We start from the raw sequence: 15,077 nt of genomic DNA, 5'->3' as shown, positions 1-15,077 counted from the left end.
CTGAGGCCGCCATTTTCGGCACTCGTTTCAGCGCTGCCCAGTTCAATCGCGAACGCCGCAGCCAGCCGCGCAAATTTCAATGCATGCAGCGCTTGCCCGCCCGAGTTGGCAAACGTGTCCTTTGCCGTGTGAATCGCCGGGTTATCCCGGGCAAAACTGGATTCGAAAGGCATCGACGTCGGGTAGCCCTGGGCTTGCCAGCTCGCGTGGTCCGAGCAGGCATAGCCACACTGGTCGTAGCCCACTTTCAGATCCGGAAGATAAGTGCTGACCAGCTGCGCCAGAAAGGCGTTCTGCTTGCTGTCGGTGTAATCCGTGAACAAATAGATGTCATTCGCGGCGCCCTTGTAATTCGTCATGTCCAGCTGCAGCACCCCCACCATCTTGCTATGGGCCTGCCTGAAGCTTCGGGCGATATCCTGCGAACCGCGCAATCCCACTTCCTCGGCCGCATAAGCGACAAAATGGATGCTACGCTTCGGTTTGTATTGGCCTTCAAGCATCGCACGTAGGGCTTCGGTCAGGCTGGCGACGCCGGATGCATCGTCATCCGCACCCGGTGCCGGCGCCGTATCGCTCATCCGCGAGACGAGAATCGAATCCAGATGCGCGCCCAGGACGATGCTCTCGTCCGGTTTCTCGCTTCCCGCAATGCTCAGCATGACCGATTGCTGCGGAAAACCGGTGTGCGTAATCTGCTTGACCGCGATATCCGCGCGTCCGCGAGCCATCTCGCTCCAGGTCGCGAATAGCCAATTCGAAGCGTCGACGCCCGAGCTGCTCTTGTAATAGCGGTTGGTAAAACCGGACAGTTTGAGAATGGTCGTTTCGATCTGCTTGTCGCTCATCTGCGCAAGCACCGGCACCACCAGTTCGCGGTGATCGATGGCGTAAGTGAGAGAAGCACTTGTTGCGGGCATGGGATGCAGGGCCGCCCGCGCTTCGGCCTCGGTATTGTGGAACACGAATCCGCCGCATTGCCGGAGGCGCTGATGAAGTGCGCCGGCGATGGTTTCGAGTTCGTTTTCGGGCACGCTGACGGCGTGGATTTTTTGTCCACCGCCGCCAAGCTGGCGGGATTCGGCCGGGACGACGCCGGGCAGCAGAGGGCGGACCTGGCGGAAAGCCGCGTCACCGATGGTGATCCAGGCTTTCTTGTCGGCGGCTGAAGAAGCAGACAGGCAGGCGCTAAATGCCAGCGCAGCCATGAAACCAGACAGAGGACGACGCAGACGCATAAACTTTCCTCCTGGCATGAAAGGAGAAAAGCCTAGCACGTGGCCTTCAAGTAGCCACGCGAGAGGCGCAAGCTTTAAGCAGCCTGTGCCGTGCGTCCCATCTGGAAGTTATTCCACACGCGGTCGTGCAGCGGCATCACCAGCACATTGCAGATCGGTTCCAGCACTGCGGCCAGGCCGCCGAAAGCCACCGACCCGGTCGCGCAATACAATACGCCGAAAGCGACACCCATGTGCATTACCGAGAGACTGATCTTCTCGAGCGTGAGCAGCAGATAGCGGCGTTGGCCGACGGCGCCTTGCAGTTTGCGGTGCCATGCGCGTTCGTGGAAGGGCACCAGCATCACATTCAGCAGCGGCTCGATCAGCACAGCCAGTCCACCGAGCGCGATCGAACCGGTTACCGCATAGGCGATCGCGAATCCGATTGCGAGGTGGATAAGGACTTGACTGCCTTTGCGTGCCACTGCCATGAAATACTCCTGTCGTTCTCAAGCTGGGAGTAAATGATAGCGATTCGCATTTGATCAGTAAAATCGATTAATTCTAGCGCGTCGATTGTTACAGCCTATCAAGCAGAGGTGCACTCGCATCAGCGATCCGGTCCAGGCTCGCTTCGCGCAGCGCCGCCGCGTCAACGGCATGATCGCTGTGCAGGCCGGCCCAGCGTAGCAGCGCGGCGCAGGCAGCAGCATGGTCGAACATGCCGTGCAGGTAGCTGCCCAGGATCTGCCCGTCCTCCGAGCAGGCACCTTCGGGCCTGCCATCGATGTCGAACGCCGGCCGGGCCAACGCCGGACCGCTGCTCACGCCCATATGGATCTCATAGCCCTCGACCGCCGCAGCCGCCGCCGCAGCCGCCGCCGACGGCGACGAAGCATCGAACACGCAGCGTCCACCGACCCGCGCCAATCGCTTTTCAGGCTTCAGCGTGGTCGCCAGGTCGAGCAGGCCGAGCCCCTCCGAGATTCCAGCCGCGCCCTCGACACCCTCCGGATCCTCGACCACCCGCCCCAGCATCTGGAAGCCGCCGCAGATGCCGAGCAGCTTGCCGCCATAGCGGAGGTGCCGGTCGATGGCTTCCTTCCACCCCTGGCGCCGCAGCCAGGCCAGGTCGGCGCGGGTGTTCTTGCTGCCGGCGAGGATGATCAGGTCGGCGCCCGGAATCGGCTCGCCCTCGCGCACGAAGCGCAGGTCGACGTCGGGATGCGCACGCAGCGGGTCGAAGTCGGTGTGGTTACTCATGCGCGGCGTGCTCGGTACCACCACGCGGAATTTGCCTTCGCGCCGCGTCACGCCCTGCACCGCGTCCTCCGCATCCAGGTACAGGCCGTGCAGATAAGGCAGGACCGCCAATACCGGCTTGCCGGTCTGCGCCTCCAGCCAGTCCAGGCCGGGCTCGAGCAGCTTGATGTCGCCGCGGAAGCGGTTGATCACGAAGCCGACGATGCGATCGCGCTCGCTCGCCGACAGGCAGGCAAGGGTGCCGACGAAGTGGGCGAACACGCCGCCACGGTCGATGTCGGCCACCAGCACCACCGGGCAATCGACCGCCTCGGCAAAGCCCATGTTGGCGATGTCGCGGTCGCGCAGATTGATCTCCGCCGGGCTGCCGGCGCCTTCGACGATGACGGTCTCGTACTGCGCCAGCAGCCGCGCATGCGATTCCAGCACCGCCGCCATCGCCACCGTCTTGTATCGGTGGTAATCGCGCGCATGCATCTCCGCGCGCACGCGGCCGTGGATGATGACCTGGGCGCCGATGTCGCTCGAGGGTTTCAGCAGCACCGGATTGAAGTCGGTATGCGGCTCGACACCCGCGGCAATCGCCTGCAGCGCCTGGGCGCGTCCGATCTCGCCGCCGTCGCGCGTGACCGCGCTGTTGAGCGCCATGTTCTGCGGTTTGAACGGCGCGACCTTGACGCCGGCGCGCTTCAGCAAACGGCACAGCGCAGCCACCACCGTGCTCTTGCCGGCATCCGAGGTCGTCCCCTGGACCATCAGGGTCCGGTAAGGAAAACCTGTCATTTGCTGCGGTGCTGACGCGCCAGCTCGATCTTCTCGCACAGCGCCGCGGCACCCTGGACCATGCGCGGACCGGAGCGGTTGACCAGATTGCCGTCGATGGTGAACAGGTTATCGTTGCGCACCGCGAGCAGCGTGCCGTAGGGCTTCCACATACTGACGCCGCCGTAGTTCTTCTCGGCGGTGGCGAAAATCGCTTCCGGATTCTCCTGCAGAACGCCTTCCACGCTGACCACCGGCGCCGTCACCGGCAGCTTCGCGAAGATGTTTTCGGCGCCGCACAGGCGCAGCGCGTCGCTGACGATGTGCTTGCCGTTGAGGGTGTACAGCGGCTTGTCCCAGACCTGATAGAAGACCCGCACCGGCGGACGGTTCGCATAGCGGCTGCGCAGGCTGACCAGTTGCTGGCGCAGCGCATCGGCGGCCGGATTGGCGGTCTTCTCGGTGCCCATCAACTGACCGAGCCTGGCCACGCTCTCGGGAATGTCCTCGAGCTTTTGCGGCTCGCTGTGGAAGAGCGGAACGCCGAGCTTGCGCACCATGTCGATCTGCCGCTCCGAGCTGCCGTGGCGCCAGACCACGATCAGGTCGGGCTTGAGCGCCATGATGCGTTCGAGGTCGACCTCGCGGTTGGAGCCGATCTGCGGGATCTTCTTCGCTTCTTCCGGAAAGTCGCTGTAGCTCACCACCCCGACCACGTGGCTGCCGCCGCCCGCCGCGAACAGCATTTCGGTGACGTGCGGGGCCAGCGAGATCACGCGCTGGGCCGGTTTTTGCAGGGTTACGGTATTGCCGCCGTCGTCCTTGACCGTGATCGCGGCCTGGGCCTGGGCTGCCGCCAGGGCGGCCACGAGTGCCGCTGATCTCATCAATGCTGTCGATGTGTTCATCGTTTGTTCCATTCCTGAAGTGCGTGTTCGATGCGGTGCCAGTCACTTTCCCGGCCGGGCAGGCCAAGGCGGATGCCGCGCGCGGCCTGGCGGAACAGGCGCACCCAGATCGCGTGGCGCGCCATGTGTTCGTGAAAATCTTCGGGCGCGGCTTCGGCCCACCAGTGAAACAGCGGCGTGCCCGCGGCCTGGATACCGTGAGCGGCGAGCAGGCCGCGCAGCCGGGCGCCGTCGCGTGCCAGCCGGGCCTGCGCGGCCTGCTGCCAGGCCGTGTCGCGCAGCGCCGCCAGCGCAACGTGCTGGGCCGGGCCGCTGACTGCCCACGGCCCGAGCATGTCCGCCAGCGCCGTCAGCAGTGAGGCTTCGGCTGCGACGAAGCCTGATCGTAGCCCGGCCAGACCGAAGAACTTGCCCACCGAACGCAGCACCACCAGCCCGGGATGGGCGGCGTAGGCTGCCACGCTCAGCTCGGGCGCCGTGTCGCCGAAGGCTTCGTCGACCACCAGCCAGCCGCCGCGCGCGCCCAGTTCGGCCGCCCAGCGCAGCAGCTCCGCGGGCGGCACCAGTTCACCGGTCGGATTGTTCGGATTGCAGACCACCACCACGTCGCTGCTGCCCACCGCCGCCTCCAGCACGGGAAAGCCGATCTGGCGCAGCGAATGACCATGCAGGGCCCAGTGGTGGGCATGTTCGGCATACGAGGGCGCGGCCACCGTCACGCGCGAGGGCGGACGCAGGCGCGGCAGGGCCTGGATCGCGGCCTGGGTTCCGGCCACCGGCAGCAGCGCGCGGGCGCCGTAATAAGCGCAGGCGGCATCAAGCAGCGCCGGATCCGCTTCCGGCAGCCGGTGCCAGGCATCCGGCGGCAGCGGCGGGGCCGGGTAGCCGATCGGGTTGATGCCGGTCGAGAGGTCGATCCAGTCTGCGCCGCCGTAGAGGCGCTGCGCCTCGCGCAGCTTGCCGCCGTGTTCAAGCATGCTGCGCTCCCGTCAGGTGCAGAATGGCGCCGAGGGCGAGCGCGCAGGCGACCCACAGCAGGGTTGAGTGGAATACCAGGCGCCAGGCGCGCCGGATGTCGCCGGCGCCAGGCGCCGGGCCCGTGCCCAGCGCCGGCCGCATTTCGACCTGGCCTTCATAAATCGCGGGCCCGCCCAGGCTGATGCCGAGCGCACCGGCACCGCTGGCCATCACCGGACCGGCGTTCGGGCTGCTCCATGCCGGCGCCTGCGCACGCCAGCAACGCAGCGCGCGCAGCCGTCCGCCAGGCGACAGCAGCGCATAAGACAAGGCAGTCAGGCGCGCCGGCAGGTAATTCAGCACATCGTCGATGCGCGCGGCCACCCGTCCGAACAAGTTGAAGCGAGCATTCCGGTAACCCCACATCGCGTCCAGCGTATTCGCCAGCCGGAACAGCAGGGCGCCAGCGGCGCCGCCGACCAGGAACCAGAACAGGGTGCCGAACACGGCATCGTTGCCGTTCTCGAGCAGCGATTCGGCGCCGGCCTTGGCCAGGTCGGTCTTGCCGGCATCTGCGGTGTCGCGGCTGACGATGCGCGACGTCAGCCAGCGCGCACGCGCCAGGTCGCCGCCCGCCAGCGCATCGTGGATCGGCAGCGTGTGATCGCGCAGGCTGCGCAGGCCCAGGCACAGGTAGAGCAGGCAGGCATGCAGCGCCAGGCCGGCCGCGCCTTCCAGCCGGCACAGCCAGGCCGCACCGGCGGTCAGCGGCAGCACGGCCAGCATCCAGGCCAGCGTGCCGCGCGCGATGCGCCAGCGGCCCATGTTCAGGCGCCGCTCCAGGCCGTTCGCCAAACGGCCGAAGCCGACCAGCGGATGCCAGCGCCGCGTCTCGCCCAGCAGCAGGTCGAGCGCGATCCCGGCCGCCAGCAGCAGCGCAAGCGTGAGCGGCGGCAGCCCGCTCAGCATGCGGGTCCCTTCAGGGCCAGCGGCAGGCCGGCGGCCACGAACAGCACCCGCTCGCAGCGCGCCGCCAGGTCCTGGTTCAGGCGTCCGGCCTCGTCCACAAAAGTGCGCGAGACCGCGCCGACCGGCACGATGCCCATGCCGACTTCGTTCGAGACGAAGATCACGTCGCCCGCGCGCGGCTCGTCCAGCCACGCCAGCAGGTCCGAGCGCTCCCAGGAAAACAGCGGCGGCAGTTCGACGGTGCCGACTTCCGGATAGTCGCGCCTGGCCGAGAAGAGCAGATTGGTGAGCCAGAGTGTCAGGCAGTCGACCAGCACGATGCGCTCCGGCGCGCACAGGCGGCGCAGGGCCGTCGCCAGCGCGGTCGCTTCCTCCACCGTCTGCCATGCGGCCGGACGGCGCTCGCGATGGTGGGCGATGCGGGCGGCCATCTCGGCATCGCCGGCATGCGACGTGGCGAGGTAGACCACCTCCTTGCCGGATGCGCCGGCCAGACGCTCGGCCAGGGCGCTCTTGCCGGAGCGCGCGCCGCCGAAGATCAGGGTCAGGCTCATGCTGCGCCTTTCGTGAACAGGCCGGCCGTGGCCAGCGGATTCGAAGGGAAGAAGCTGTGGAAGTAGGTGGCCGTCAGCGAGCCAAGCCGGTACAGCGCCTCGCCTTGGGCGCCGGACGGGTGCTTGAGCGCATGCGCCGCCGGTTCGACTGCCGTATCGAGACGCGAATAATGGAAGGTATGGCCGCGCATCTCGCCGCTGGCCGTCGGCATGCCTTGCGAGCCGAGTCCCGCCAGGCGCTGCTGCATGAAGACGCGTCCGGGCAGCAGGGCCGGCATCGTAAAGCTGCGGCCTTGCTTGTCGGTGATCGATTCCGCGACCGCCATCATGCCGCCGCACTCGGCCAGGATCGGCAGGCCGCCGGCATGCGCGGCGCGGATCGAGGCCTGCCAGCGCGCCGCCCTGGACAGCGCCTCCATGTGCAGTTCCGGATAGCCGCCTGGCAGCCAGACCGCGTCGGCATCGATCGGGACCGCTTCGTCGGCCAGCGGCGAGAAGAAGGTCACGCGCGCACCGAGCTCGCGCAGCACGTCCAGGTTGGCGGGATAGATGAAGCAGAAGGCGGCATCGCGCGCGACCGCGACCGTTTTCCCGGCCAGCAGCGGCGGCACCGGCGTCTCCGGCTCGATGTGTTCCGGCAGGCGCGGCGCGATTGCCTGCCAGGCCGCGCTGTCCAGGTGCAGCTGGTCGGCCAGCTCGTCGAGGATGGCGTCGATGTCGTCGACCTCGCCCGGCAGCACCAGGCCGAGGTGGCGCTCGGGCAGCGGGCGCGCCTGCTTCGGCAGCGTCGCCAGCAGCGGAATGCCGCGCAGGGATGCCGCCACCATCTGGCGATGCCCTTCGCTGGCCACGCGGTTGGCGACCACGCCGGCCAGCTGCACCGGGCCATAGTCGCGCAGGCCCTGCACCACGGCGCCGGCGGTCTGCGCCATGCTGCCGGCGTCGATCACCGCCAGCACCGGGATATCGAAAGCTCGCGACAGGTCGGCGGCGGATGGATTGCCGTCGTACAGGCCCATCACCCCTTCGATCAGCACCACGTCGGCGTCGCGCGCGGCATCGAGCAGGCGGCGCCGGCAGGCTTCCAGGCCGACCATCCACAGGTCGAGCGTGTGCACCGTCGCGCCGCAGGCGCGCTCCAACAGCATCGGGTCGATGAAGTCGGGACCGCACTTGAACACCCGCACGCGCTGGCCCTGGCGCACCAGGCCGCGCGCGAGGGCGGCGGTGATCGTGGTCTTGCCCTGGCCGGAGGCGGTGGCGGCCACCAGCAGCATGCGTGCGCCGGCGTCCATGCTCACCACTCGGTGCCGGCCTGCGCCGCGATGCCCGCCTTGAAGGCGTGCTTGACCACGTTCATTTCGGTGACCGTGTCCGCCACCTCGATCAGCTCAGGCGGCGCGGCACGCCCGGTCACCACCACGTGCTGCATGGCCGGGCGCTCGAGCAGGTCGGCGATCACCGTGTGCACGTCCAGGTAGCGGTACTTGAGCGCGATGTTCAGCTCATCGAGCACCACCAGGCCGTAGGCCGGATCGGTCAGGAAGCGCCTGGCCTGCTGCCAGGCTTCCTCGGCCTTGGCGATGTCGCGCTCGCGGTTCTGGGTCTCCCAGGTATAGCCTTCGCCCATCGCATGGAAGCTGACCTCGTCCGGGAAGCGGGAGAGAAAACGTTCTTCGCCGGTCGACATCGCACCTTTGATGAACTGGACCACGCCCACCTTCATGCCATGGCCCAGCGCGCGCACCGCCATGCCGAAGGCGCTCGAGCTCTTGCCCTTGCCGTTGCCGGTATTGACGATGATGATGCCGATCTTCTTGTCCGCCGCCGCGATCTTGGCGTCGATGACGGCCTTCTTGCGCTCCATGCGCTGGCGGTGGCGCTCGTTCAATGCCGCAGTGTCGGCAGTAGTGTCTTCAGGCGTCATGTCGTTCATGGTGTTCCTCGAAAGGGATGAAGATGCGGCGGCCGCCGTGTTCGATCATCTCGATCGGGTGGCCGAGGTAGTCGCCCAGCAGGGCGGGCTGCATCACCTGCGCGACCGGGCCGGCGAGCCAGCCGCCATCGCCGCGCAGCAGCAGCGCATGGGTCGAGATACTGTGTGCCAGGTTGAGATCGTGGCCGATCATGACAACCGTCTTGCGTTCGCGCCGGCACAGGCGCGCCAGCAGGCCGGTCACGCTGACCTGGTGCGCCAGGTCGAGGGCGTTGGCCGGCTCGTCCAGCAGCAGCAGAGGCGTGTCCTGGGCCAGCAGGGCGGCAATCGCCACCCGCTGGCGCTCGCCGCCGGACAGGGTACGGACGTCGCGCCGCGCCAGGTGTTCGACTTCCATCGCGGCCAGGGCCTGCAGCGCGGCCTGGTGGTCGTCGCTGTCTTCCCAGTAGCGGTTGGCATGGTAGGGGTGGCGCGCCGAGAGCACGGTGTCGATCGCGCTGTAGGCAAACGCGTCGGTGCGCGATTGCGCCAGGTAGGCCCGCTTGCGCGCCAGTGCTTCGAGCGGCCAGTCATCCAAGACCTTGCCGTCGAGTTGGACCGTGCCCCGGTCCGCACCGCGCAGCCCGGCCAGGGTGCGCAGCAGCGTGCTCTTGCCGGCGCCGTTGCGGCCGATGATGCTCCAGCATTCGCCCTCGGCGATCGTCAGGTCGAGGTCCCGCACCAGCGTGCGGCCGGCAAGCTGCAGCGTGAGTCCTTGCGTGGTAATCATCTTATTTCCGCAATTGGTGCAGTTGGTACAAAAAGACCGGCGCGCCGATCAGCGCCGTGATCGCCCCCACCGGCAGCTGGGTCGGGGCGACCACGGTGCGCGCCAGGGTGTCGCACAAGACCAGGAAGCTGCCGCCCAGCAGGACCGCCGAGGGAATCAGCACCCGGTGGTCCGGCCCGAAGGCGAAGCGGCAGGCGTGCGGCACGATCAGGCCGACGAAGCCGATCGAGCCGGCATTCGTCACCGCGCTGGCGGTCAGCACGCCGGACACGAAGAACAAACCCTTGCGCAGGCGGCCGACCTCGATGCCGAGCGTGCGCGCGGTATCGGCATGCAGGGCCAGCACGTTCATCGCACGCGCGCTGCGCAGGGCGTAGACGAGGGCGCCGACCAGGATCAGCCAGGGCAGCACGCGCAGCGGCGTGCCGGCCAGGTCGCCGATCATCCAGAACACCATGTTGCGCAGGCTGCCTTCCGGCGCGATCGACAGCATCAGCGTCACCAGCGCCATGCAGGCCGACATCAGGATCACGCCGGTCAGCAGCAGGGTCGAGGTGCCGCCTTCGGCCGCCACGCCACCGCGGATGTCGCGCCGCGCCAATAGATAGAGCAGCATCGAAACGGTCACCGCCCCGGCCAGCGCGGCGCCGTCGACCACCACTGCGGCCGCCATCGTCAAGAGCGCGAACAGGGCGCCGACCGAAGCGCCGGCCGAGATCCCCAGCACGTAGGGGTCGGCCAGCGGATTGCGCAGCAGGGCCTGCATCATGACGCCGGCCAGTGCCAGCGCGCCGCCGGTGACGAAGGCGGTCAGGGCACGGCCGCCGCGCAGCGCGAGCAGCGAGGCGGCCAGCGTGTCCTGCCGGCCGTGCAGCACCTGGTCCACGGCATCAGGCAGTTCCGCCAGTCCGACCGTGACCGAGCCCGTGACGCCGGAAAACAGCAGGCAGGCGGTCGCCGCCAGCAGCAGGGTACCGACGATCATGGTGGTGCGCTGGCGCGCGGCGAGGTGAAGTGGATGCATGCTGGCTTGGTGAGTGAATTAACGGATCCCGTAGCGCAGCGCGGCGAACCAGCTGCGTTCAGCCGTGTTGTAGTTGCGCGCCAGCTCGTAGCGCTTGTCGAGCGCGTTATCGAGGCGCAGCAGCAGCGACCAGTCGGGGGTGAACCGCCATGTAGTGTACAGGTTCAGCAGGCCGTAGCCACCCAGGCGGTTGGCGTTGCCGGCATCGTCGAAGCGGCTGCCTGAAGCCTGCAGCTCGGTGCCGAGTTCGAACTGCCGCACGGCGTAGCTGGCGGCGAGGCTGGCGTGGCGGCGTGAGCGGCGCGCCAGCTGTTTGCCGGTGGTCTCGTCGCGCGGATCCTGCAGGTCGGCGCTGGCGCGCAGGTCGAGGCCGAGCATGCGGGTTTCCGCCGACATCGTCAGGCCTTCGAGCATGGCGTGGTTGACGTTGTAGGCGCAGCTGCCGGTGCGGCTGGGGCAGGGATTCACGCTGACGATCATGTCGGTCAGGCGGTTGCGGTAGTAGTTCGCCTGCAGCGCGGCACCCGCGACCTGCCAGCGTACGCCCAGCTCCGCATTGCGGCCCTGTTCCGGCTTGTTGGTCTCCAGGCCGTAGCCCGGGAAGTAGAGCTCGTTGTAGGTCGGCGCGCGGAAGCTGGTGCCGACGCTGGCGGTGGCGCGCAAGTCTTTGCTGAACTCGTAACCATAGCCGGCGGCGCCGGTGGTCTTGCCGCCGTAGACGGAATGGTCGCGGCGCAGGCTGAGGTCGAGCAGGTGGCTGCCGCGGCGCAGGTCGTAAGCGGCGGCGACCGAATTGGTGATGCGCGAACGGTTCAGCGCCGTACCGGAGCTGGACAGCACTTCTTCCTTGCGGTGGCCGAACAGCACTTGCAGCGTGTCGCCGTTCAGATCGAGCGTGTGCTGCCAGGTGTATTCGTTCTGGCGGGTGTCGATCTGGCTGGCGCCGCTGGCGGCCGCGCTGGTGAAGCTGCCCAGCCTGTCGTTGGAGCGGGCCGCCTGCAGGCTGCTGCGCCAGTTCGGCATGATCTGGTCGTTCAGGAAGACCGCGTAGCTGTCGATATCCTGTTCGTTATGGGTGTCGTAGCTGGAAGCGCCGCTGTCGTACTGCGCACCCAGGCGGCTCTTCAGGAATTGCGCACCCACTTCATGGCCCGGCGCGAGCTGCAGGGCCAGGCGGCCGTTCACGCTGTTGCGGCCGTAGCCGTCGTCGTCCTTGTTGTAGCTCGACGAGCCGGGACGGGTGCTGGAAAAGCCGTCGGCGTCTTCGTGGGCGGCGCTCAGCGCATAGCTGAGGCTGTGGTCGCCGCCGGTCGCGCCGTGCACGCCGGCGTCGTATTGACGGCTGCCGTAAGTGCCGGCGCCCGCGCTGGCGCTGAAAGCCGGCGTCCCTTGGCTCTTCTTCGTGAAGATCTGGACCACGCCGCCGATCGCATCCGCGCCGTACAGTGCGCTCAGCGGACCGTAGACGATCTCGATATGGTCGATGCTGGACAGCGGAATCGCATTCCAGGCCGCCGCGCCGGTGGTCGAGGAACCGATGCGCACGCCGTCGATGAGGACGACGACCTGGTTGCTGTTGGCGCCGCGCAGGAAGACGCTGGTGCTGGCACCCGGACCGCCGTTGCGGACGATCTCGATGCCGCGCTGGCGGCGCAGCACATCGGCCACCGAACCGGCGCCGGCGCGCGCGATCTCTTCATTGGTGATGATGGTGGTATCGGGGATCACCTCGTCGGCGCGCTGCGGCGTGCGAGAGGCGGTGACGAGCACGGTGTCGGGAACCGGATCGGCGAGGGCAGGGAGAACAGGCGAAGCAAAGCTGAAGGCGAACAGGGGCGCGGCCACCTGCCGTGAAACGGAAAAGCGCATGATTGAAGTCTTCTTTCGTGGACAACCGGCCGACGTCCCCGTAGGCCAGATTGAACAGAAGCGCCGGCAAGCCGTCGCTTCCACCTTTTGGCCGGTATCCGGGCTGGCAAGTGTGGCCGTCTGACCTTCCCATGCTTGCGCACAGTGGTATGAAGAGACGGTTGCCGCATCAGCGATCGCTGTAGGCGGCACTTGCTTACCGTTGCGGGGGCAGCACACGTGGGCTTGTTTGAAGAGCTTCGTGTTTCCCGTTTAACTGCGCCTGAGAAGACAGGCGCGAGCACCAAAACGCCGCCATTATACGGCGTTTATGGCCGCGTGTTGTCAAAGCTCCAGCATTAACAGCTCGCCATAGCCGATGCGGTGGGGCTTGTTGGCAGCATCCAGCGCCGCCTGCTCGAGCGGCAGGCCGCCGTGCATGGCGCTCAGGAGGCGGATGGTGCCGGCGTGGCAGACCAGCAGTGCTTCGCTCGTGCCGGACTGGCGCAGGTCGTCGAGGAAGGCGGCGACGCGACGGGCGACGTCGAGCACACATTCGGCACCGCCGGGACGGTAGTGGAGCAGGTCGGCGCTCCAGGCGTCGACTTCGGCGCGCGGGATGTCGTCCCAGGCACGCATCTCCCAGCCGCCGAAATCCATCTCGGCCAGGCGCGCATCGAAGGCCAGGCTGCGTGGCTGCAGGCGCTGCGCAAGATGGGCGCAGCGCTGCAGCGGGCTCGAATACACGGGCAGCCTGCCGGGCAGGCCGCGCGCGCGCAGTTGCGCATGCACGCGCGCGAGTTCGGCTTCTGCGACGGCGACGTCGCTGGCGCCGTAGCACAGGCCGGGCGCCACATCGGGCTGGGGATGGCGGACCAGGTGCAGCTTCACCGCGCAGCCAGCGTTCAAGACCAGGCGCCGTGGCCGAGCGTGGCCAGCACGCCGACATAGATCAGGACTTCGGCCAGCTGCTGTACCGCGCCGAGGCCGTCGCCGGTGTAGCCGCCGAGGCGGGTCTGCAGTTTGCGGCCCAACCAGATGGCGCCCAGCAGGGCAGCCAGCAGCGCCACCAGCAGCGTGGTCGCCGAGATCCAGCCGGCCGCCAGCAGGATCGGTGCCGGCAGCAGCGCCGTGAGGGCTGCGATGGCGAATTCGGTCCCCGTCATCTGCTGGGCGAGCGGCTTGGCCTTGCCCTCGCCGCGCACGTATTCCAGCTTCCAGATGAGCGAGGCCGCGGCCAGGCGCGACAGCGGATGCGCCAGGAACAGCGCGCCGACGGCAAGGCGCGGCGGCAGCATCGCCAGCGCCGACAGCTTCACCGCCAACATGCAGACGATGCCGATCGCGCCGTACGCGCCCACCCGCGAATCCTTCATGATCTCGAGTACGCGCTCACGCGTCATGCCGCCGCCCAGGCCATCGCAGGTATCGGCGAAGCCGTCTTCGTGGAAGGCGCCGGTCAGGTAGATCGAGGCCGCGGTCGACAACACGGCGGCGACCGGCGCCGGCAGCACCAGCGAAGCCGCGAAGTACACAGCGGCGGCGATGGCCGCGACCACGCAGCCGACCAGCGGGAAGTAGCGCGAGGCGTGCTGCAGCCAGCTGGCTTCGAAGCCGACCCAGGATGGAATCGGCAGGCGCGTGAAGAACTGCAGCGCGATGAAGAAGAGGCGGATCTGCTGCATTTGGCTTCGGTTATTCGTTGGCGGATTTTTCGCTGACGCTGGCGGAGGCGAAGGTCGCCATCTCGTTCAGGAAGTTGGCGGCGGCCTGCAGCAGCGGCAGGGCCAGCGCGGCGCCGGTGCCTTCACCAAGGCGCAGGCCCAGCTGCAGCAGCGGACGCGCGCCCAGTGTTTCCAGCATGCGCCGGTGCCCGGCTTCGTCGGAGCAGTGCGCGAACACGCAATAGTCGAGGATGGCAGGCGCCATGCGGCTGGCGACCAGCAGGGCGGAGGTGACGATGAAGCCGTCGATCAGCAGGGTCTTGCGCAGCGAGGCCGCTTTCAGCATGGCGCCGGCCATCATCGCGATCTCGAAACCGCCGAAGGTGGCCAGCACGTCGAAGGGATCGCTCACGCCAACATGGCGCTGGGCAGCGTCTTCGATCACGCGCTGCTTGCGCAGCACGCCGTCAAGCGACAGCCCGGTGCCGGCGCCGACGCAGTCCGCGGCCGGGATGCCGGCCAGTTTGTGCATCAGCGCCGCGGCGGAGGTCGTGTTCCCGATGCCCATCTCGCCAAAGCCGATCACATTGCCCGGCATGTCGGCGACCAATGCGGCGCCGTGTTCCATCGCCGCGGCGCACTGCTCGGCCGTCATCGCCGCTTCGTGCGCGAAGTTGCGGGTGCCGTGGGCGACCTTGCAGTCGATGAGGCCGGGGCGAGGACCGAAATCGTGGTTGACGCCGGCGTCTACTATATAAAGGGCGGCGCCTGTCTGGCGGGCGAACACGTTGATGGCGGCGCCATTCGTCAGGAAGTTCTCGACCATCTGCCAGGTCACGTCCTGCGGATAGGCGGAGATGCCTTCGGCGACCACGCCATGGTCGCCGGCGAAGACGATAATCGCTGGCTGATCGATCGACACGGCGACAGTCTGCTGGATCAGGCCGAGCTGCTTTGCGAGAACCTCCAGTGCGCCGAGGCTGCCGAGCGGCTTGGTCTTGTTATTGATCGCCGCGTCGAGCCGGGCGGCGAGTTCGGCGTTGGCAGTGGGGGCGATGGCGGGCAGTCGCATGCTGGTTCCGGGAGTGATAAAAGCGGCAAAGATAGCACACGGACAAGCGTTGCAGACCGCGGCCAGCTTTGCTATAGTTCGCCTCCGCTTCTGCAGCGCACAAGAGTTTCAGACAAATTGTTGTGCACACC

Annotated in this window: 15 protein-coding genes and 1 riboswitch; all 15 genes read right to left on the bottom strand. The window is 67.6% G+C overall.

Annotation, left to right across the window (positions count from 1 at the left end; translation table 11 throughout):
• Positions 1-1,238: M20/M25/M40 family metallo-hydrolase (locus tag NX782_RS25610; protein ID WP_258848332.1), on the bottom strand; the 1,238-nt coding region annotated here is incomplete at its 3' end.
• A gap of 74 nt (positions 1,239-1,312) precedes the next feature.
• Entirely contained in the window at positions 1,313-1,711 is a 399-nt protein-coding gene (locus NX782_RS25605; RefSeq protein WP_258848331.1) for a DUF2061 domain-containing protein, read from the bottom strand.
• 88 nt (positions 1,712-1,799) lie between these two features.
• Positions 1,800-3,266 (bottom strand): cobyric acid synthase, encoded by a 1,467-nt coding sequence (locus NX782_RS25600; RefSeq protein ID WP_258848330.1) that lies wholly within the window; start codon positions 3,264-3,266, stop codon positions 1,800-1,802.
• The gene (locus NX782_RS25595; RefSeq protein WP_258848329.1) at positions 3,263-4,132 is read right to left on the bottom strand and encodes a cobalamin-binding protein; all 870 of its coding nucleotides are present in this window, start codon (positions 4,130-4,132) and stop codon (positions 3,263-3,265) included. Before NX782_RS25595 ends, NX782_RS25600 begins: the two co-directional genes overlap by 4 nt.
• 17 nt (positions 4,133-4,149) lie before the next feature.
• On the bottom strand, positions 4,150-5,130 hold the full coding sequence (gene cobD / locus NX782_RS25590; protein ID WP_258848328.1) for a threonine-phosphate decarboxylase CobD: 981 nt from the start codon (positions 5,128-5,130) through the stop codon (positions 4,150-4,152).
• The gene (locus NX782_RS25585) at positions 5,123-6,079 is read right to left on the bottom strand and encodes a CobD/CbiB family cobalamin biosynthesis protein (protein WP_258848327.1); all 957 of its coding nucleotides are present in this window, start codon (positions 6,077-6,079) and stop codon (positions 5,123-5,125) included. Before NX782_RS25585 ends, cobD begins: the two co-directional genes overlap by 8 nt.
• A complete protein-coding gene (gene cobU / locus NX782_RS25580; protein ID WP_258848326.1) occupies positions 6,073-6,633 on the bottom strand; it encodes a bifunctional adenosylcobinamide kinase/adenosylcobinamide-phosphate guanylyltransferase in 561 nt (186 codons plus the stop codon). Before cobU ends, NX782_RS25585 begins: the two co-directional genes overlap by 7 nt.
• Positions 6,630-7,928 carry a cobyrinic acid a,c-diamide synthase CobB gene (locus NX782_RS25575; RefSeq protein ID WP_258848325.1) on the bottom strand — a complete coding sequence of 433 codons (1,299 nt, stop codon included), beginning with the start codon at positions 7,926-7,928 and terminating at the stop codon, positions 6,630-6,632. Before NX782_RS25575 ends, cobU begins: the two co-directional genes overlap by 4 nt.
• 2 nt (positions 7,929-7,930) lie before the next feature.
• The gene (cobO, locus tag NX782_RS25570; protein WP_258848324.1) at positions 7,931-8,569 is read right to left on the bottom strand and encodes a cob(I)yrinic acid a,c-diamide adenosyltransferase; all 639 of its coding nucleotides are present in this window, start codon (positions 8,567-8,569) and stop codon (positions 7,931-7,933) included.
• Positions 8,550-9,338 (bottom strand): ABC transporter ATP-binding protein, encoded by a 789-nt coding sequence (locus tag NX782_RS25565; RefSeq protein ID WP_258848323.1) that lies wholly within the window; start codon positions 9,336-9,338, stop codon positions 8,550-8,552. Before NX782_RS25565 ends, cobO begins: the two co-directional genes overlap by 20 nt.
• Before the next feature lies 1 nt (position 9,339).
• Positions 9,340-10,362, bottom strand: coding sequence for a FecCD family ABC transporter permease (locus NX782_RS25560; RefSeq protein WP_258848322.1), 1,023 nt, complete (start codon positions 10,360-10,362; stop codon positions 9,340-9,342).
• An 18-nt stretch (positions 10,363-10,380) separates the two neighbouring features.
• Entirely contained in the window at positions 10,381-12,231 is a 1,851-nt protein-coding gene (locus tag NX782_RS25555; RefSeq protein ID WP_258848321.1) for a TonB-dependent receptor plug domain-containing protein, read from the bottom strand.
• Between the two features lie 72 nt (positions 12,232-12,303).
• Positions 12,304-12,534: riboswitch (cobalamin riboswitch) on the bottom strand.
• A 21-nt stretch (positions 12,535-12,555) separates the two neighbouring features.
• On the bottom strand, positions 12,556-13,101 hold the full coding sequence (locus tag NX782_RS25550; protein WP_258848333.1) for a histidine phosphatase family protein: 546 nt from the start codon (positions 13,099-13,101) through the stop codon (positions 12,556-12,558).
• Positions 13,102-13,115: 14 nt separating this feature from the next.
• Positions 13,116-13,895 (bottom strand): adenosylcobinamide-GDP ribazoletransferase, encoded by a 780-nt coding sequence (locus tag NX782_RS25545; RefSeq protein ID WP_258848320.1) that lies wholly within the window; start codon positions 13,893-13,895, stop codon positions 13,116-13,118.
• 10 nt (positions 13,896-13,905) lie between these two features.
• Positions 13,906-14,946 carry a nicotinate-nucleotide--dimethylbenzimidazole phosphoribosyltransferase gene (gene cobT / locus NX782_RS25540; RefSeq protein ID WP_258848319.1) on the bottom strand — a complete coding sequence of 347 codons (1,041 nt, stop codon included), beginning with the start codon at positions 14,944-14,946 and terminating at the stop codon, positions 13,906-13,908.
• Between the last annotated feature and the right edge of the window lie 131 nt (positions 14,947-15,077).

Origin of the sequence: Massilia norwichensis (genome assembly GCF_024753245.1) — a bacterium.
In the GTDB taxonomy this organism is placed as follows: domain Bacteria; phylum Pseudomonadota; class Gammaproteobacteria; order Burkholderiales; family Burkholderiaceae_D; genus Telluria; species Telluria norwichensis.
Note: the sequence above shows the minus strand (reverse complement) of the source record. Positions and strands in the feature narration are given on the sequence as shown.